Here is a 17,587-nt window from a genome sequence, read left to right as displayed (position 1 = left end):
CATATTTAGTTGAAAATTTCACGGAATCATCTTAAAATGGGTGCATTGACACCGCTTGTCGGTAAAACCACGCGCTGGCCGAGGGGAACGGCCCCAGCGTACCGTACCAAGGGGGTTGCATGCCGGAGTACCCGAGCCAAGCCGTTCGCATGGAAGCGCGTTCCGAGGTATCGTTGCGCACGAAGCAGCGATTGGCGCCTGCGGCCATCCAGGGGCTCGAGGTGCTGTCGCTGCCCGTCACGCGCCTCGATGCCTACGTGCGCGATCTGGTGGAGCGCAATCCCCTGCTCGATTTCGATTACGATCACGCCTCCCTGTCGTTCGAGGAGATCCCCGAAGAAGACGACGACCGCGCTTCCGGCGGCGCCGACGAGGACGCCGAGAGCGCCTACGCGCGTCCCGCTTCCATCGCCTGGGATGCGCACGGGTTCGATCTCGCGCGCCTGCGCGACGAGTGCTCCGAGACCGAGACGCTGCAGAGCCACCTGCGCATGCAGCTGACGGGAGCATGCGCCAGCGAGCGGGACCGTCTCGTGCTGGACGCCCTCATCGAGAACATCGACGACGACGGGTACTTCTCGGGCAGCATGCCCGCGGTGTGCGCGGAGGCGGGCTGCTCGACGGACGACGGCCAGCGGCTGCTCGCGCTCGTGCAAACGCTGACGCCGCGCGGCGTGGGTGCGCGCGACCTGGCCGAGTGCCTCATGCTGCAGCTCGACGACGACGTCCCCTATGCGCCGGTGATTCGCGCGATGCTGCAGAACAGCCTGGAAGATCTCGCCGAGAATCGCACGACGAAGCTCACGCGCGCGTACCATGTCAGCGTCGACGACCTCTCGGCCATCCGCGATATCATCTGCACGCTCGACCCGCGTCCCGGCTCGTCGTTCTCGCAGCGCAAGGGGACGGTGTACGTCGTGCCCGACGTGACCATCATGCCCGACGGGACGGGGTTCTCGGTGCGCGTGACCGGCCAGCTGTCGGAGACGCTCGTGCTCAACGGAACCTACGATCGCATGGCCGCGCAGGGCCGCATGGACGGCGAGGCGCGCGAGTGGCTGGGCCAGAAACGCGCCGAGGCCGATGCGGCGCTGGCCAACATCGACCAGCGCCGCCAGACGCTCCACCGCTTCGGCGTGTACCTGGCGGAGGCGCAGTACGACTTCTTCATCGGAGGCGATGCGCGCATGCGCCCGCTCACCATGCAGCAGGCTGCCGACGCGCTGGGCGTGCACGTGTCCACCATCAGCCGCACGGTGCAGGACAAGCACGTGCTCACCCCCTGGGGCGTGTACCCGCTCAAGCACTTCTTCTCGAGCTCGGTTGCCTGCTCGGCGGAGGAGCGTCGCCACGCGCTGTCGTCGCTGGCCATCAAGGACCGCATCAAGGATCTCGTCGCGCAGGAGGACCGCCGCAAGCCCCTGAGCGATGCGACCATCACCACCATCCTGAACGGCGAGGGCGTGGACATCAAGCGCCGCACCGTGGCGAAGTATCGGGAAGCGCTCGGCATCGGGCGGCAGTCGCAGCGAAGACGGTAAGGTTCTCAATCGAGACGGAGGGGAGCGTACGTGGTATATCGAAAAGAACACGCGATAGAGGCCTGGAAAACGTTTGTCAGCACCGGAACGATCCTCGAGGACAAGGTTCGCCCCGAAATAGCTCGCTCATGGATTCGGTGCCGCGCGGCAGGCGTGAACCCATGGTCGAGCGATTTCGTCGATCAGAACGTCCCGTTGCTCGAGGAGAAGCGGGCGCGTTTCGCCGCCTCGCTCAGGGCGACCGCGCCGGTCATGAAGTTCCTCGAGATGATGCTGGGGTGCAACGTGTCGCTCATGGACGGCGAGAACTTCGTGTTCGAGCTCATGTCGCCCCTGGCAACCTATCCGCGCACGTTCGGCACGTTCACGCGCGAAGAGGAGGTGGGCACGGGCAACGCCACCGTGGTGGCGTACGAGAAGCGCCCGGTGCGCGTCGACGGGTTCGAGCACTACCGCGCCATCGTCCAGACGTACTCGGGCGTGTCGGTGCCCTACCTCGACGCGGCGGGGAAGTACTACGGCGCGCTCAACATCAACAGCCCCTTCGCCGTGCTGCCCCAGAGCGCCTTGGAGCTGTGCCGCATCGGCGTGTCGCTGACGAACGACCTGTACCGCGCGCACGCGAAGGCCGGCGCGCTGCTGTCCACCGTGGACTTCTTCAAGCCGCTCATGCTGGCGTTCGAGCATCCGGTGCTCCTCATCGACCAAAGCGGCCGCATCCTGGGCGGCAACGCGGGCATGCGGCCGTACTGTCCCGATTGGCAGCAGTACTCCTACGGGTCGCAATCGCTGAGCGCCTATCTGGGCAAGGGCTTCACCGCCCAGGACGTGCTCGACCTTCCCGAGAAGCTGGAGGCGCCGCTGCCCCTGCCGTTCAAGAAGGGCCGCTCGCGCGCCGTGCAGGAGCTCAGCCTCGTGCGGCGCGGCGTGGTGGACATCGACGGTCAGGAGCCGTTCGTCATGCTCGTGTTCGAGGACGGCGGCGAAGCCGAGCGCAATGCCAAGCGCGCGACCGGTCGCCGCAGCGACGCCGCGGTCATGCCCACGGGCGACAAGGTCGACTACATCGGCGAGACGGAGGAGTGGAAGAAGATCGACCGCATGGTGCAGAAGGTGGCTCCCATCAAGACGAACGTGCTGCTGCTGGGCGAGACGGGCACGGGCAAGGAGGTGGTGGCGCGCGCGTTGCACCGCCGCAGCGGGCGTGCCGGCGAGTTCGTGGCCATCAACTGCGGCGCCATGCCGCGCGACCTGCTGGCCACCGAGCTGTTCGGCTACGAGGGCGGCGCGTTCACCGGCGCGCGCGAGACGGGCGCGGTGGGCAAGTTCGAGTACGCCGACGGCGGCACGCTGTTCCTCGACGAGATCGGCGAGATGCCGGTGGACATGCAGGTGAGCCTGCTGCGCGTGCTGCAGGAGCAGAGCGTCACGAAGCTGGGATCGAACACGGCGAAGACGCTGGACGTGCGCGTGATCGCCGCGACGAACCAGAACATCGAGCGCCTCATCGCCGAGAAGAAGTTCCGCAGCGATCTGTACTACCGCCTGAGCCTCGTGGAGATTCGCCTGCCCCAGCTGCGGCGGCGTGCCGCCGACATCCCGCCGCTCGTGGACTACTTCAACGGGCAGCTTTCCTCGGTGCTCGAGGTGCCGTGCACGCCCTTCCCCGCCGACACCATCGAGGCGTTGCAGGCCTACAGTTGGCCGGGCAACGTGCGCGAGCTGCGCAACATCGTGGAGCGCTGCCTGATCATGCAGGGCCAAGGCGCCAACGTCACCCTCGATTCGCTGCCGCCGCACATCGCGAACGCGGCGAATACGATGCCGGACGGCCCGGTCGCCCACGTTGCCGCGGCCATGCAGCAGAGCGCGGGCGCGATGCGGGAAGGCGTTGAGGACGACGCGACGTCCGAGGAGCGTCAGCTCGTGCAGGCGCTCCTCGCGCAGTACGAAGGCGACCTTGCGGAAGTGGGGCGCCAGCTCAACCTCACGCACGACGAGCTGGCCGAGCTGCTCAACCGTCTCCACCTGCGCGTTCGCGTGGTGCTCGAAAGCATCGACGATACGTTCTAGGGACGGCTTCCTTCCGGACGGAGGGCAGCCGCGACAGGCTGGCACGCTTTTTGCTTCCCGAATGCACGGAACCGCATTCCCGATACGCAAAAGGAGTGATTCATGAACATCGTTGTGTGCTACAAGATCGTGCCCGACGAGCAGGACGTGGTCGTGCAGGCCGACCGCACGCTGTCGTTCGAGCGCGCTGCGCTCAAGATCGGCGATTACGACCTGAACGCCGTGGAAGCCGGCGCGCAGCTGGCGGCCGCGCACGGGGCGTCGCTCGTATGCCTCACCGCCGGCGGTGACGCCGTGGAGGACACGAAGCTGAAGAAGGCGATCCTCGCGCGCGGCCCGCAGGAGAACGTGGCGGTGAAGGACGCGTCGCTGCCCGAGGCCGCATCGACCACGACGGCGCAGGTGCTTGCGGCGGCCGTCAAGCAGCTGGGCGACGTGGACCTCGTGCTGTGCGGCGAGGGGTCGGCCGACCGCTACGCGCAGCAGGTGGGCGTGCAGCTGGGCGAGGTGCTGGGCCTGCCCGTCATCAACGCCGTCAGCTCCATCGAGCTCGATGGCGACGTGGCGCACGTCGAGCGCACCGTCGGCACCGTGGTGGAGCGCCTGGACGTGCCGCTCCCGGCCGTGCTGTCGGTGGTCGCCGACATGAACACGCCTCGCATCCCCTCCATGAAGGACATCCTGGGCGCGGGGAAGAAGCCCTCGCGCGTGCTTTCGCTCGAGGACGTGGGCTTCGCCGGCGCCGACGAGGCCATCGAGGTGGTGAGCACGCTTGCGCCCGAGCAGCGCGATCGCGCGTGCGAGATCCTCGAGGGCGATGACGACGAGACGGTTCAGGCATTCGTGGCGCGCGTGCGCGAGCGGCTGTAAGGAGGCTTCCATGAGCAATAAGACGATCGCGGTGTTCGCCGATGCGGTTGAGCCCTACGAGGAACTGTGCAGCGGAGCGCGGGCGCTGGGCGGCAGCCCGGTGGCGTTGTGGGCAGGCGACGAGGCCGATGCGGAGCGCATCGCTGCCTGGGGCGCGCGGGTGATTCGCGTCGGGGCCGTCCCCGAAGGCGCGCTGTACGAAGACTGCGTCCCCGCATTCCAGGAGATCCTCGAGGCTGAGCAGCCGGCGCTGGTGCTGGTGCGCATGTCGAAGCGCACGCAGTGCGTGGCGGGTCGCCTCGCCGTGCGGTTGGGCGTGCCGGTGGTCACCGACGCGTCGCGCGTGGCGCTCGACGACGCGGGCGTCGAGGTGGCGCATATGGCGTACGGCGGCGCGGCCGAGCGCGTCGAGCGAGCGCGCGGCGCGGCGCTCGTGCTCGTGGGTTCGGGCGTGTTCGAGATCGACGCGGCACCGGCTCCCGGTACGGTGGAGCGTGCGGCGGCGTCGATCGAGCCGGGCCCCATCAAGCTGGTCGGGCGCCAGGAGAAGCAGGAGGAAGTGGTCGACCTCGGCTCCGCGAAGGTGGTGGTGTGCGTGGGCCGCGGCATCCAGAGCGAGCAGAACCTGGGCGCGGCGCAGCGGTTCGCGGCGCGCATCGGCGGCGAGATGGCCTGCTCTCGCCCCATCGCCGAAGGCGAGGGGTGGATGGCGCATAGCCGCTACCTGGGCGTTTCCGGTGCAACCGTCAAGCCTGACGTGTACGTGGGGCTGGGCGTGTCGGGTCAGGTGCAGCATACGGTGGGCATGGCCGAATCCCAGTTCGTGGTGGCCGTCAACAAGGATAAGAACGCCCCGCTCATGAAGCAGTGCGATCTCGGTCTCGTGGCCGACCTCGAGAAGGTGCTTCCCGCGCTCGCGGCCCTGTAATCATCCGCAGCGCGCATGATGCGAAGCGAGGCCCCTGATTTCCGGGGCCTCGCGGTCGTTTCAGGCCTCGTACACCGTGCTGCGGAGCAGGGCGAACAGGGTTCGGCAGCTCGGGTCGCCGTGCTTGATGGACGACAGCATGCTGTCCCACACGAACGCGCACAGCGGCTCGGGGGCCAGCGCGTCGTGCAGGCGAGCGCGCACCGCGCGCGGATCGCGCTCGAGCGCCACCACGAGGCCGCGGCGGATGTGCGCGAAGCACGCTTCCTCGCGCTTACGCGCGGCGGCCAGGCCCTGCGCGTCGAGCGCCGCGATCTCGGTGAGCCAGTCGTCGCGGAACTTCGCGAGCGCTTCCGACAGCTGCCGAGCAAGCTCCTGGCAGAAGCAGATGAAGTCGTCGCCGGCCACGGCATGCGGCATGCGGTCGGCCAACGCCTCGTTCCAGAACCTGCCCACCACGTCGTTGACGAGGTCGTTCTTGGTGGGGTAGGAGTTGTACACCGTGCCCACGGCCACGTTGCAGGCGCGCGCGACGTCGCGGATGCTGAGGCCCGCCAAGCCCGACTCGCTGGCCAGCGCGAAGGCGGTGTCGAGGATCTGCTGCTTGCTGATGATGGGTTTGTTGCCCATGCGCACCTCCCGCGTGCGGAAGTTCGTGGTTCGAACAGGATGCCCCTCATTGTAGAGGAAGACGCGCCTCCCCGCTCGTGAAGAAACGGTGGGCGACGGGTGCGCGGTATTGCATTCCCCTCGTTCGCTCCTTAACATGAACCTCGTTCATTAATGAACAACGTTCACAAAAGATGAAGAAAAGGAGCGCCTTATGAGTATGGAATTGATCGTGGCGAGCGTCGCCATCACCTGCGCGCTGGTGCTGTATACCGTGGGAGTGTTCGGAGAACGCCGTTCGGGGACGCTGTCCCTGCGTCATGTGCTGCTGTTCTGGGGCGGCCTCGTGTGCGACACCACCGGCACGATGATCATGACGAACATGGCGCAGCAATCGGCGGCGGGCGGCTTCGGCATCCATGCGGCTACCGGCGCCATCGCCATCGCGCTCATGCTCGTGCACGCCACCTGGGCAACCGTCACGTACGTGCGTCGCAACGAGCGCGGCATGGAACGCTTCCACACGTTCAGCACGTTCGTGTGGCTAGCATGGCTCGTCCCGTACATCATCGGCATGCTCGTGGGCATCCCGATGATCCATCTGCAGGCGGTGTGCGCCATCGGCACGAGCGTGGTCGTGGTTGCGGTGCTCGCGTTCGCGCTGTTCCGCGGCAAGAAGGGCCACGCGCGGGGAGCTCGCTAGCAGCGGGCGCGCCGCCGCCCGGAGCGGCCCGACCCTGGAGCGGCCCGGCAGCCTCAGCGCTCGCCGGACAGGATGGACGGCAGCGCGATGATGAAGCACGCGCCCCCGTCGGGCAGGTTGATGGCCTCCACCGTGCCGTCGTGCGCCTCCACCACCGACTTCACGATGGCCAGCCCGAGGCCCGTGCCGCCCGTGCCGCGGCTGCGCGAGGCGTCGGTGCGGTAGAAGCGGTCGAACAGCAGCTGCGGGTCGATGTCGCCGAATCCGGTGCCGTCGTCCTTGACGGCGAGGATGGAGTTGCCCTTGAGGCCGAACAGCTCGATGGTGATGTGGCCGTCGGGCTCGATGAAGCGGCTCGCGTTCTCCACGAGGTTCGTCACGGCCTGCTTGAGGCGGTCGGGGTCGCCCAGCACGTCGGGGGCCTCGCCGATGATCTCGGTGTTCGCGTGACGGTCGCGCAGGATGGGCTCGAGCGCGTCGAGCACGCCCGTGGACAGCTCGCGCAGGTTCACGCGCGACAGCTCCATGGGCATCGCCGCGTCGTCGAGGCGCTGCAGCGTCAGCAGGTCGTGGGTGAGGCGGCTCAGGCGCTCGCTCTCGTTGATGATGATGGAGCAGAACTTCTCGTGAAGCTCGGGCGGCAGGTCGGGGTCTTCCAGCATCTCGGCGTTGCCGCGGATGGCGGTGAGCGGGGTGCGCAGCTCGTGGGCCACGTCGCTGATGAACGCCGCCTGGCGGCGCTCCTTCAGCACCAGGTCGTGCTGCTGCGTCTTCATGGTTTGCGCGAGCGCCTTGAAGTCGGTGGCCAGCTCGTCGGCTTCGTACAGGCGACCGTCCGGCTCGAACGGCACGTCGGCGCCCGAGCGGTACGCGGCGGTCTTCTTCGCCAGCAAGCGCAGCGGTTCGGATATGAAGTGGCCGATGATCAAGCTGAACGTGAACACCACGAGGCCGACGGGAACAAGCAGCAAAAACGCCTTCGACGGAAGGTCGAAGGCGAGGAAGCAAATGAGGAGCAGTACCGCGCCGGCGAGAAGCGAAAGCAGGGTTGCCAGCAGCGAGAAGTATGTTTGCAGTCTTTTTATTGCCTGAACCTATATCCGTAGCCGCGAACCGTTTCCACCAAGCCGGGATCGTACCCGGCAGACTCAATCTTATCACGCAGACGCTTGATGTGGGTGTCGACGGTCTTGGTTTCCGTCAAGTATTCCCAACCCCAGGCGTCGCGCAGCAGATCCTCGCGCGAAACCACCTTGCCGGCGTTCTTCATGAGGCTGGCAAGCAGCTCGAACTCGCGCGGCGTGAGGTCGATCTCGCCGTTGGCGCCCGAAGCGGTGTGGGCATCCTCGTCCAGCGTGATGCCGCTGGCGGTGACGGCGTGGTTCGCGCCGGGGAAATCGCCGCCCGAGCCGCGACGCAGCAGAGCGCGCACGCGCGCGATGAGCTCGCGAACGCCGAAGGGCTTCGCCAGGTAGTCGTCGCCACCGATTTCGAGGCCCACGACCTTGTCCAGCTCGGTGTCGCGAGCCGACAGGAAAAGGACGGGAACGGTGGTCTTCGAACGCAGGCGGCGGCACAGCTCGTAGCCGTCCATGCCGGGAAGCATGATGTCGAGCACGAACAGGTCGTACGAGTTCTTCGTGGCAAGCGCCAGCGCGTCTTCGCCGTTGTCCACGACGTCGGTGAAGAAGCCCTCCTTCTTGAGGGCGTAGCTGACGAATTCGGTGATGGAGGGCTCGTCGTCAACAACGAGGATGCGGTGCGGAGTGTCGTTCATGTGTTGCCTTTCTATCAGATGGACTCCCGTTGCCGGTGCCTGACAGATGCGCGTGGGCGGGTTGTTATAATGTCGAGAGCAACTATAAGCATTCGGGCCGCAACCGAGGGAGACTGTCAGGAACATGTTACTTGCCATCGACGTGGGGAATACTCAAACGGTAGTCGGGATCTACCAGGACAGAAGCCTGCAATACCGGTGGCGCGTGGCCACGAATAAGAGCCATACTTCGGACGAACTTCGCGTGAAACTCGTGCCGCTGCTGGCGTCCGAAGGCCTCGCGCTCGACGACATCCGCGGCGTGGCGTTGGCCTCGGTGGTTCCGGCGCTCACGATGGCGTGGCGCTCGGCGGCGCACCGCATGATCGGCGAGGAGGCGCTCGTGTGCTCGGCCGAGACGGCGGGGGCGCTGTTCGAGGCCGACTACCCCAACCCGCACGAGATCGGCGCCGACCGCGTGGCCGACGCCGTGGCCGCGAAGGCGCTGTACGGGTCGCCCGTGATCGTGGTGGATTTCGGCACGGCAACCAACATGGAGGTCATCGACGCGGACGGCCGCTTCATCGGCGGCGTCATCGCGCCGGGCGTGGAAACGTCGGCTTCTGCGTTGTTCTCGCACGCCACGAAGCTGGGCGCCATCGACCTCGTCGATCCGGGCACCGCCATCGGGCACAACACCGAGGAGGCCATCCAGGCCGGCATCGTGTACGGCGAGGCCGACCGCGTGGACGGCATCATCCGCCGCATCTTCGCCCAGCTGGGCTACGAGACGCCCGTGGTGGCGACGGGCGGCCTCGCGTCGCGCGTCGCGGCCCAGTCGCAGACCATCACCGCCATCAACCCCGAGCTGACCCTCGAGGGCCTGCGCCTCGTCTACGAGGCCCAGGAGGGGGCGGGCCGCTGAGCGCGGATCGATGGGCGCGAACGGGTTCCCTGGCTCTGCGATGCACCTGCTCCAAGGGCGCGTTGCCGCAACGCTGGCTTTATTGCGCTCTTGGGGAATGATTCTCGTCCCCGACGCGCCGAGCAGCTAGAATGCTGCTATTGGGAAAGCCACGCCGCCTGTGACGAGCAGGCGAAAAGAAAGGAAGGGCCCGACGTGTTGAGCGACATTGAAATTGCCCAAGCGACGAAACCTCTGCCCATCAGCGCGATCGCCGAGAAGGCGGGCGTGCCGGAGTCGTACCTCGAACTGTACGGTACGAACAAGGCGAAGGTGGACTACAACCTGCTCACCGATGAGGAGCACACGCCGGGGAAGCTCATCTTGGTCACGGCTATCAACCCGACGCCCGCTGGCGAGGGCAAGACCACCACGACCGTGGGCCTGTCCGACGCCCTGGCTCGCCAGGGCAAGAACATCGTCGTCGCGCTGCGCGAGCCCAGCCTGGGCCCCGTGTTCGGCGTGAAGGGCGGCGCTGCTGGCGGCGGATACGCCCAGGTCATCCCCATGGAGGATATCAACCTGCACTTCACGGGCGATTTCCATGCCATCGGTGCGGCCAACAACCTGCTGGCCGCCATGCTGGACAACCACATCCAGCAGGGCAACGAGCTGGGCATCGACGTGCGCAAGATCACGTGGAAGCGCGTGGTGGACATGAACGACCGCCAGCTGCGCAACGTGGTTGACGGCATGGGCGGCAAGGCGCACGGCGTGCCGCGCGAGGACGGCTTCGACATCACGGTGGCCAGCGAGATCATGGCCATCTTCTGCCTGTCCACCTCCATCACCGACCTCAAAGAGCGCCTGGCCCGCATCGTCGTGGGCTACACGCGCGACGACCAGCCCGTCACGGCCGGCGACCTCAACGCGCAGGGCGCGATGGCGGCGCTGCTGAAGGACGCCCTCAAGCCGAACCTCGTGCAGACGCTCGAGGGCACGCCGGCGTTCGTGCACGGCGGCCCCTTCGCCAACATCGCGCACGGCTGCAACTCCATCATGGCCACCCGCATGGCCATGGCGCTGGGCGATTACTGCGTGACGGAGGCCGGCTTCGGTGCCGACCTGGGCGCGGAGAAGTTCCTCGACATCAAGTGCCGCCTCGCGGGCCTGCGCCCCGACGCGGTGGTCGTGGTCGCCACGGTGCGCGCGCTCAAGAACCATGGCGGCGTGGCGAAGGCTGACCTCAACGACGAGAACCTCGAAGCGCTCGAGGCGGGGCTGCCGAACCTGCTGCAGCATGTGGAGAACATCACGAAGGTGTACCAGCTGCCGTGCGTCGTGGCCATCAACCGCTTCCCGACCGACACCGAGGCCGAGCTGGCGCTGGTGGAGCAGAAGTGCCGCGATTTGGGCGTGAACGTGGCCCTGTCCGAGGTGTGGGCCAAGGGCGGCGAGGGCGGCCTCGCGCTGGCCGACGAAGTGGTGCGCCTGTGCGAAGAGCCGAACGACTTCCAGTTCGCCTACGAGGACGACCTGTCGCTGACCGAGAAGATCGAGGCCATCGCCACGCGCGTGTACCATGCCGACGGCGTGGACTTCGAGCCGAAGGCGCTGACCGAGCTGGCGAAGCTGGAGAAGCTCGGTTTCGGCGGCATGCCGGTGTGCATGGCGAAGACGCAGTACAGCTTCTCCGACGACGCGAAGAAGCTCGGCGCGCCGCGCGACTTCCGCATCACGGTGCGCAACGCGAAAGTGTCGGCCGGCGCCGGGTTCGTCGTGGCGCTGACGGGCGACATCATGACGATGCCCGGCCTGCCCAAGGTGCCCGCCGCCGAGCGCATCGACGTTGACGAAACCGGCAAGATATCGGGATTGTTCTAAGCGCGGAGAACCCCCGGTTTCCCTTGAAACCGGGGGTTCTCCTGTCGTATACTACGGCTACCGGCGGTGCCCAGGATGTGAGTTTTGGTGGCTACACGATCCCCTTCGGGCGGCGCAGGTTAATGTGGGAGCCCGGGATTATTCCCGGGCTTTGCTATTTCAGCTTCTCCCCGGTTCCCTCCCTGCTTCGTCCGCATTTCTTATAGTCCGTCCACAGGTCGCGGAGAAAGCTCGCGATCGTGGCCACCGCTGCGTAAGCGTTAAGGATTTCAAAAACGATGTTCATAGGTTTTGCCCCTTTCGCAAGAAGCGCCACCCGAATGCGGACACCGTCGGTGCGGCCATTGTACTCCTTGCGAACGATTGTGTGAAGCATCAAAAGTCCTGTTCATATGCGTAGAATTGGCGTTGGAACCGCATCGGTTCCGCGCTGGAATCGCGTGCAAAATCCGATGGATTCGCGTGAGAATCGCATGAGGATTCTGCTGGAATCGCGCGGGGAAATTGAGGAGGATGCGGCCGCCGGCCGCGCGCTGATCTCCCTGCGCAGTGGATTGTCGTATCATGGGGCTATGTTTCGAGTGCGCGACGCGACAAGGAGGACCTTCTTGGACACGACTTTTATCGACGAGCTGGCTTCGGCCGCCCCCACGCCGGGCGGCGGCGGTGCCTCGGCGTACGTGGGGGCGGTTGCTTCCGCGCTCGCGTCCATGGTGGGCAACTTGACGACGGGCAAGAAGACGTATGCGGCCGTGGAGGACGAGGTGCAGGACGCGTTGCGCGACCTCGAGGGCGTGCGCGCCAAGCTGCTTGCGCTCATCGAGTCGGACGCGCGGGCGTTCGAGCCGTTGGCCGCGTCGTACCGCATGCCGAAGGCCACGCCCGAGGAGGCGGCGGCGAAGCAGGCGGCGCTGCAGCTGGCGCTGGGACCTGCGTGCGACGTGCCGCTGGCCATCATGCGCGCGTGCGCCGAGGTTATCGACTACGCCGACTTCCTCGCACGCAACGGCAGCAAGCTGGCCGTGTCGGACGCGGGCGCGGCGGCGGTGCTGGCGCGCGCTGCGCTGGTGGCCGCCAGCATGAACGTGTACATCAACGCGGCCTCGATGGACGACGAGAACCGCGCCGACGGCTATCGCACCGAAGCCGATGCGCTCATCGCCGAGGCAAACGTGCGCGCCGACGGAATTCTCGCATATACGATGGACGCGATACGGTAACATCGCCAGTTTCATGGCTTGCGAAGCAGAAAGGCAGACATGGCTGAGTTACTGAGGGGGAAGCCCGTTGTCGACAGCATGGCGCTCGACCTGGATGCGCGCATCGAGGCGCTCGGTCGTGCCGGCGTCACGCCCGCGCTCGCGCTCGTGCGCGTGGGGCAGCGGCCCGACGACCTGTCGTACGAACGCACGGCGCGCAAACGCGCGGAGTCGCTCGGCATCGCCGTCAAGCCGTACGAGCTGGACGAATTCGCCCCTCAGGCGGCCATCGAGGCGGCCGTTCGCGAAGTGAACTACGACGACGGCGTGCACGGTTGCCTGCTGTTCCGCCCGCTGCCGTCGTTCGTGGACGAGTCGCACGTGTGCGAGCTGCTCGATCCGAAGAAGGACATCGACGGCATCACGTTGGCGTCGCTGGCCTCGGTGTTCACCGACGGCCATGCGGGCTATCCTCCCGCGACGGCGGCCGCGTGCATCCAGCTGCTCGACCACTACCGGGTGCCGCTCCAGGGCAAGCACATCGTGGTGGTGGGCCGCAGCCTCGTGGTGGGCAAGCCGGTGTCCATGATGCTGCTGCGCCGCAACGCCAGCGTGACCATCTGCCACAGCAAAACGGAGCATCTTGCCAACATCATGCGCTCGGCCGACGTGGTCATCTGCGCCACGGGTCGTGCGCGGGCCTTCGGCGCGTCGTTTTTCAGCCCGGGGCAAACGGTGCTCGACGTGGGCATCAACTTCGACACGCAGGGAAACCTGTGCGGCGACGTGGACTTCGCCGAAGTCGAGCCCGTGGTGGGGGCCATCACGCCGGTGCCGGGCGGCATCGGCACGGTCACCACGTCGGTGACGATGGCGCACACGGTGGCCGCGGCCGAAGCGGCGCTCGCCGCACGTGGGGAGGGGCGGTAGGCGGTGCGCGCTCCCTCTCCGATGGGCCGCACGTTCGTCATCGCCGACCCCGCCACCTGCATCGGCTGCAAAACGTGCATGGCCGCATGCTTCCATCGCCACGACGCGCCGAACGACGTGGCCGTTCCGCGCCTCACGCTGGTCACCACGCGCACCATCTCGGCTCCCGTGGGCTGCCACCACTGCGCCGAGGCGCCGTGCGTGGACGCGTGCCCCACCGGGTGCCTCTTCACCGACGACGAGCATGTGGGCGTGCACGCGGACAAGTGCATCGGCTGTCGCAACTGCGTGCTGGCCTGCCCGTACGGTGCCGTGGAGATCGTCACCGAGAAACTGCCGCCCGAACCGGAGCCCGCGCCCGGCACCGCGGCCGCGGCCGCGCCCGCCCAGGACGACAAGGGCGCCCGTGCCCGAGCGCGCGCGAAGAAGCGCAAGCGCACGAAGTCGACCGTGGTGAAGTGCGACCTGTGCATCGGCCGCTCCGGCGGCCCCGCGTGCGCGTCGGCATGCCCGACGAAGGCGCTGCGGCTCATCGACGAGCGGTTCATGGAGCGCGCGCGGCAGAACAAGCGTCGGGCTGCGGCTCGGGCGGCCGCATCGTACGCCAGCATGAAGCTCAACGCCGATCTGGACGAGGGGGAGTAGGATCATGGAAAAGCATATGGCGGTGTGCCCGTACTGCGGTGCCGGCTGCAAGATGAACCTCGTGGTGGAGAACGGCCTCGTCATCGACGCGGAAGGCCTGCCGGGCGTCACGAACGAGGGCGAGTTGTGCCTCAAAGGCAGGTACGGCTACGACTTCGTCAACGACACGAAAATCCTCACGCCCCGCATCTACCATCCCATGATCCGCCGCGCGAAGGGCGCGCCGCTCGAACGCGTGACCTGGGACGAGGCGCTCGATTTCACGGCCGACCGCCTGCGCTCCATCATCGCGGAGCACGGTGCGCGCTCGGTGATGCTCACCGGCTCGTCGCGCGGCGCGGGCAACGAGGCGAACTACGTGATGCAGAAGTTCACGCGCGCCTGCCTGGGCACGAACAACATCGACAACTGCGCCCGCACGTGCCACGCGGCCAGCGTCATCGGCCTCATGGAGGTGGTGGGATCGGGCGCCATGAGCGTGAGCATCCCCACGCTCGAGGAGACGGACTGCATCCTGCTGTTCGGCTACAACCCGGCGGCCAGCCATCCCATCGTGGCGCGCCGCATCGTGAACGCGAAGGAGCGCGGGGCCGAGCTCATCGTGTGCGACCCCCGCGTCATCGAGTCGGCGCGCATCGCCGACGTGTACCTGCCGTTGAAGAACGGGTCGAACGTCGCGCTGCTCAACGCGTTCGCCTACACGATCATCGACGAAGAGCTGGCCGATTGGGATTTCATCGACCAGCACACGACGGGCTTCGACGCCTGGTGGGAAGTCGTGCAGGACTACGCGCCCGAAGACGTGGAAGAGGTCACGGGCCTCGCGGCCGAGGCCATCCGCCACGCCGCGCGCCGCTACGCGAACGCCGAGACCGCCGTCATCGGCTGGGGTATGGGCGTGACGCAGCAGGCCCAGGGCGTGCAGACCGTGCGCGCCCTCGCCGCGCTTGCGATGATCACCGGGCACATCGGCCGGCATGCGAGCGGGTTGGCGCCCGTGCGCGGCCAGAACAACGTGCAGGGCAGCTGCGACATGGGCATGTGGCCGAGCCTCTATCCCGGCTACCAGCGCGTGGACGACCCCGCGGTGCGCGCCAAGTTCGCCGCCGCCTGGGGCGTGGACGAGGATCGCCTGTCGCTCGAGGAGGGCTTCAAGCTCACCGACCTGCCGCACGGCGTGGAGACGGGCACCATCCGCGCGTTCTACAACTTCGGCGAGGACCCGGTTCAAACCGAGCCCGACACAGCGCAGGTGCGCGCCGCGCTCGAAGGGCTCGACCTGCTGATCAGCCAGGACATCTTCATGACGCAGACCACGGCGCTGGCCGACGTCGTGCTGCCCGCTACGTCGTGGGCCGAGCACGACGCCGTGTACACCGCGTCCGACCGCTCGTTCCAGCGTACCACTGCGGCGCTGCCGCCGAAGGGCGCGTGCCGCCACGACTGGGAGATATTCGCCGACCTGTCCACGCGCATGGGCTACCCGATGCACTATCGCAGCGCCGAGGAGATCTGGGACGAGGTGCGCAGCCTGTGCCCCCAGTTCGCGGGCGCGACGTACGAGAAGATGGCGGGCGTCGGCTACGCGCAATGGCCCATCTACGCCGAGGCGGCGGACGACCCCGACAACCACGGCACGGCCGAGCTGTTCGCCGGCGGCGCGTTCACCACGCCCGACGGGAAGGGGCATTTGGAGGCCGCCGCGTGGCGCCCGCCCACCGAGGAGCCCGACGAGCGCTATCCGCTCGTGCTGTGCACGGTGCGCGAGGTGGGGCACTACTCGTGTCGCTCGATGACCGGCAACTGCAAGGCGCTGGCCGCGTTGGCCGACGAGCCGGGGTACGTGAGCATCAGCCCGGTCGACGCCGCTGCGCGCGGCATCGACGAAGAGCAGCTCGTGTGGGTGACGTCGCGCCGCGGGAAGGTGCTGGCCCGCGCGGCGGTGGACGACCGCATCAACGACGGTGCCGTGTACATGACCTACCAGTGGTGGATCGGCAAGTGCAACGAGCTGACGCTGCACGCCACGGACGGGGAGTCGGGCACGCCCGAGGACAAGTTCAGCGCGTGCCAAGTGGAGTCCATTCCCGATCAGGCGTGGGCCGAGACGTACCTCGTGGAGCGCTACGCCGAGTTGAAGGCGCGGCTGGCCGCCGAGGCCGACCGGCAGCATCCGGTGGAGGAGGAGTCGGCCGAGGACGCCGTGCCCTCCGCCGTCCTGAGCGATGCCGCCGGAGTCGAAGGATCCCCCGCGGCGCCGGCCGATGCGGCCCCGACTCCCACCCCCGCCTTCGCGCCCCACGAGGCCGAGGTGGCGGGGCGCGCCCTGTATGCGAACGGCGAGGAAGAGACGCTCGTATGAACCGCTTCGTCGTGTCCGATCCGTCCCGGTGCATCGGCTGCGGCGCGTGCCGCGTCACCTGCACGGAGAGCCATCGCCGCCGCGCGCTGCGGCCCGCGTCGCGCATCTCGCTCGTGAAGACGCGCACGGTGTCCGCCGCGGTGACGTGCCACCAGTGCGAGGGCGCGCCCTGCATGTCCGTGTGCCCCGAGGGGGCCATCGTGCAGGAGCGCGATCGCCTGCACGTGGACGAAAGCCGCTGCACGGGATGCCTGCTGTGCGCGCTCGTGTGCCCCTTCGGCGCGGTGTACCCGTCGGCGCCCTCGACGGCGCACGTGAAGGCGGCACCGTACAGTCGCGCCTCGTCGGCGCGGTCGGCGGGGCTGCTGCGCCAGAAGGAGACGGGCTCGTACACCTCGGTGGTGATGTGCGACCTGTGCGCGAAGTCGCCGGACGGGCCGCGATGCGTGGACGCCTGCCCCACGAAGGCGCTCGCCCTGGTGGACGAGGGCACGCTGGGAGCTTTGGGCCGCACGCGCCGCATCGACGCCATCGAGATGACCGACGTGGCCATGCGCGGCGTGCTGGGCGTCGAGGAGGGGGAGGCGTGATGGGGACGATGAAGCCGCGCGTGCCAAACGCCATCTCCGGAGGACGGCCCGTTCCGTTGGCGCGCCGCGCGCACGAGCGAGCGAAGGGGAAGCCCCGCCACGACTTCGGCCGGTGCATCGCCTGCGCGGCCTGCGCGGTGGCGTGCGACTCCCGCGCCATCCGCATCTTCATCGACGAGGACGAGGGCATGCTCGTGTGGACGCTCGACCTGTACGACTGCACGCAGTGCGGCCGCTGCGTGCCCGTGTGCCCGACCGGGGCGATGAGCCTCATCGAGGGCACCGAGTTCGCCGACGACTCCGAGCCGCCGAAGCGCTGCCTGTTCGCGCTGGCCGAGTGCGAGTCGTGCGGCCGCTACTACGCCACGAACAAGGAGGTGGAGTTCGCGAACGAGCTGCTCGAGCAGGAGGAGAACGCCGACGCCGCCCGTGCTCGCACGCTCACGTCCATCTGCCCCGACTGCAAGCGCCTCCACGACGCCAAAGCCGCCGCCCGCCGCAGCGGGATGAAGCGGTAGGCAAACCCCGTCTTTCGCCCGAAACACACGCCTGAGCGTGCTGTGGCGTGTGCTTCGGGCGAAAGACGGGTGCTG

Annotated in this window: 17 protein-coding genes; 13 read left to right on the top strand and 4 right to left on the bottom strand. The window is 67.6% G+C overall.

The window, feature by feature from the left end:
• The first annotated feature begins 119 nt into the window (after nt 1-119).
• The 4 genes from rpoN (at nt 120) to GS424_RS16545 (ending at nt 5,412) form a co-directional block, all read left to right on the top strand.
• A complete protein-coding gene (rpoN, locus tag GS424_RS16560) occupies nt 120-1,541 on the top strand; it encodes an RNA polymerase factor sigma-54 (RefSeq protein WP_160941026.1) in 1,422 nt (473 codons plus the stop codon).
• Nucleotides 1,542-1,694: 153 nt separating this feature from the next.
• Nucleotides 1,695-3,614, top strand: coding sequence for a sigma-54 interaction domain-containing protein (locus GS424_RS16555; protein WP_244977598.1), 1,920 nt, complete (start codon nt 1,695-1,697; stop codon nt 3,612-3,614).
• Nucleotides 3,615-3,716: 102 nt separating this feature from the next.
• Nucleotides 3,717-4,484 (top strand): putative electron transfer flavoprotein FixA, encoded by a 768-nt coding sequence (gene fixA / locus GS424_RS16550; protein WP_160941028.1) that lies wholly within the window; start codon nt 3,717-3,719, stop codon nt 4,482-4,484.
• Nucleotides 4,485-4,494: 10 nt separating this feature from the next.
• Nucleotides 4,495-5,412 (top strand): electron transfer flavoprotein subunit alpha/FixB family protein, encoded by a 918-nt coding sequence (locus tag GS424_RS16545; RefSeq protein ID WP_160941029.1) that lies wholly within the window; start codon nt 4,495-4,497, stop codon nt 5,410-5,412.
• A gap of 60 nt (nt 5,413-5,472) precedes the next feature.
• On the opposite strand, the gene GS424_RS16540 is transcribed toward GS424_RS16545, so the two are convergent.
• Nucleotides 5,473-6,042, bottom strand: coding sequence for a TetR/AcrR family transcriptional regulator (locus tag GS424_RS16540; RefSeq protein WP_160941030.1), 570 nt, complete (start codon nt 6,040-6,042; stop codon nt 5,473-5,475).
• A gap of 193 nt (nt 6,043-6,235) precedes the next feature.
• Here GS424_RS16540 and GS424_RS16535 point away from each other — a divergent pair, with 193 nt between their 5' ends.
• Nucleotides 6,236-6,724: an HsmA family protein gene (locus tag GS424_RS16535; RefSeq protein ID WP_160941031.1), complete on the top strand. Its 489-nt coding sequence runs from the start codon at nt 6,236-6,238 to the stop codon at nt 6,722-6,724.
• A gap of 53 nt (nt 6,725-6,777) precedes the next feature.
• On the opposite strand, the gene GS424_RS16530 is transcribed toward GS424_RS16535, so the two are convergent.
• Both GS424_RS16530 and GS424_RS16525 read right to left on the bottom strand, forming a co-directional pair.
• Nucleotides 6,778-7,695 (bottom strand): sensor histidine kinase, encoded by a 918-nt coding sequence (locus GS424_RS16530; protein WP_160941032.1) that lies wholly within the window; start codon nt 7,693-7,695, stop codon nt 6,778-6,780.
• A 110-nt stretch (nt 7,696-7,805) separates the two neighbouring features.
• The gene (locus GS424_RS16525; protein WP_154332394.1) at nt 7,806-8,501 is read right to left on the bottom strand and encodes a response regulator transcription factor; all 696 of its coding nucleotides are present in this window, start codon (nt 8,499-8,501) and stop codon (nt 7,806-7,808) included.
• 124 nt (nt 8,502-8,625) lie between these two features.
• On the opposite strand from GS424_RS16525, the gene GS424_RS16520 reads away from it, so the two are divergent.
• Entirely contained in the window at nt 8,626-9,405 is a 780-nt protein-coding gene (locus tag GS424_RS16520; protein WP_160941033.1) for a type III pantothenate kinase, read from the top strand.
• A 195-nt stretch (nt 9,406-9,600) separates the two neighbouring features.
• Nucleotides 9,601-11,268 (top strand): formate--tetrahydrofolate ligase, encoded by a 1,668-nt coding sequence (locus GS424_RS16515; protein ID WP_160941034.1) that lies wholly within the window; start codon nt 9,601-9,603, stop codon nt 11,266-11,268.
• 154 nt (nt 11,269-11,422) lie between these two features.
• Here GS424_RS16515 and GS424_RS18100 read toward each other — a convergent pair whose 3' ends face one another.
• Nucleotides 11,423-11,554, bottom strand: a complete 132-nt coding sequence (locus tag GS424_RS18100) for a hypothetical protein (protein WP_280527512.1) — start codon at nt 11,552-11,554, stop codon at nt 11,423-11,425.
• 322 nt (nt 11,555-11,876) lie between these two features.
• Here GS424_RS18100 and GS424_RS16510 point away from each other — a divergent pair, with 322 nt between their 5' ends.
• From GS424_RS16510 to GS424_RS16485, 6 genes are read left to right on the top strand one after another with little or no spacing between them, the layout of a single operon-like run.
• Nucleotides 11,877-12,488 carry a cyclodeaminase/cyclohydrolase family protein gene (locus GS424_RS16510; protein WP_160941035.1) on the top strand — a complete coding sequence of 204 codons (612 nt, stop codon included), beginning with the start codon at nt 11,877-11,879 and terminating at the stop codon, nt 12,486-12,488.
• Nucleotides 12,489-12,527: 39 nt separating this feature from the next.
• Nucleotides 12,528-13,397, top strand: a complete 870-nt coding sequence (locus GS424_RS16505) for a bifunctional 5,10-methylenetetrahydrofolate dehydrogenase/5,10-methenyltetrahydrofolate cyclohydrolase (protein ID WP_160941036.1) — start codon at nt 12,528-12,530, stop codon at nt 13,395-13,397.
• 3 nt (nt 13,398-13,400) lie between these two features.
• A complete protein-coding gene (locus tag GS424_RS16500; RefSeq protein WP_244977597.1) occupies nt 13,401-14,042 on the top strand; it encodes a 4Fe-4S dicluster domain-containing protein in 642 nt (213 codons plus the stop codon).
• 4 nt (nt 14,043-14,046) lie between these two features.
• Nucleotides 14,047-16,404: a formate dehydrogenase subunit alpha gene (gene fdhF / locus GS424_RS16495; protein ID WP_160941037.1), complete on the top strand. Its 2,358-nt coding sequence runs from the start codon at nt 14,047-14,049 to the stop codon at nt 16,402-16,404.
• Nucleotides 16,401-16,994, top strand: coding sequence for a 4Fe-4S dicluster domain-containing protein (locus GS424_RS16490; protein WP_160941038.1), 594 nt, complete (start codon nt 16,401-16,403; stop codon nt 16,992-16,994). Before fdhF ends, GS424_RS16490 begins: the two co-directional genes overlap by 4 nt.
• The gene (locus tag GS424_RS16485; protein ID WP_160941093.1) at nt 16,994-17,512 is read left to right on the top strand and encodes a 4Fe-4S dicluster domain-containing protein; all 519 of its coding nucleotides are present in this window, start codon (nt 16,994-16,996) and stop codon (nt 17,510-17,512) included. The genes GS424_RS16490 and GS424_RS16485 overlap by 1 nt, the downstream gene beginning before the upstream one ends.
• Nucleotides 17,513-17,587 lie beyond the last annotated feature (75 nt).

The organism is Eggerthella guodeyinii (assembly GCF_009834925.2).
Lineage (GTDB): Bacteria > Actinomycetota > Coriobacteriia > Coriobacteriales > Eggerthellaceae > Eggerthella > Eggerthella guodeyinii.
This window is presented reverse-complemented; position numbering and strand designations above follow the sequence as displayed.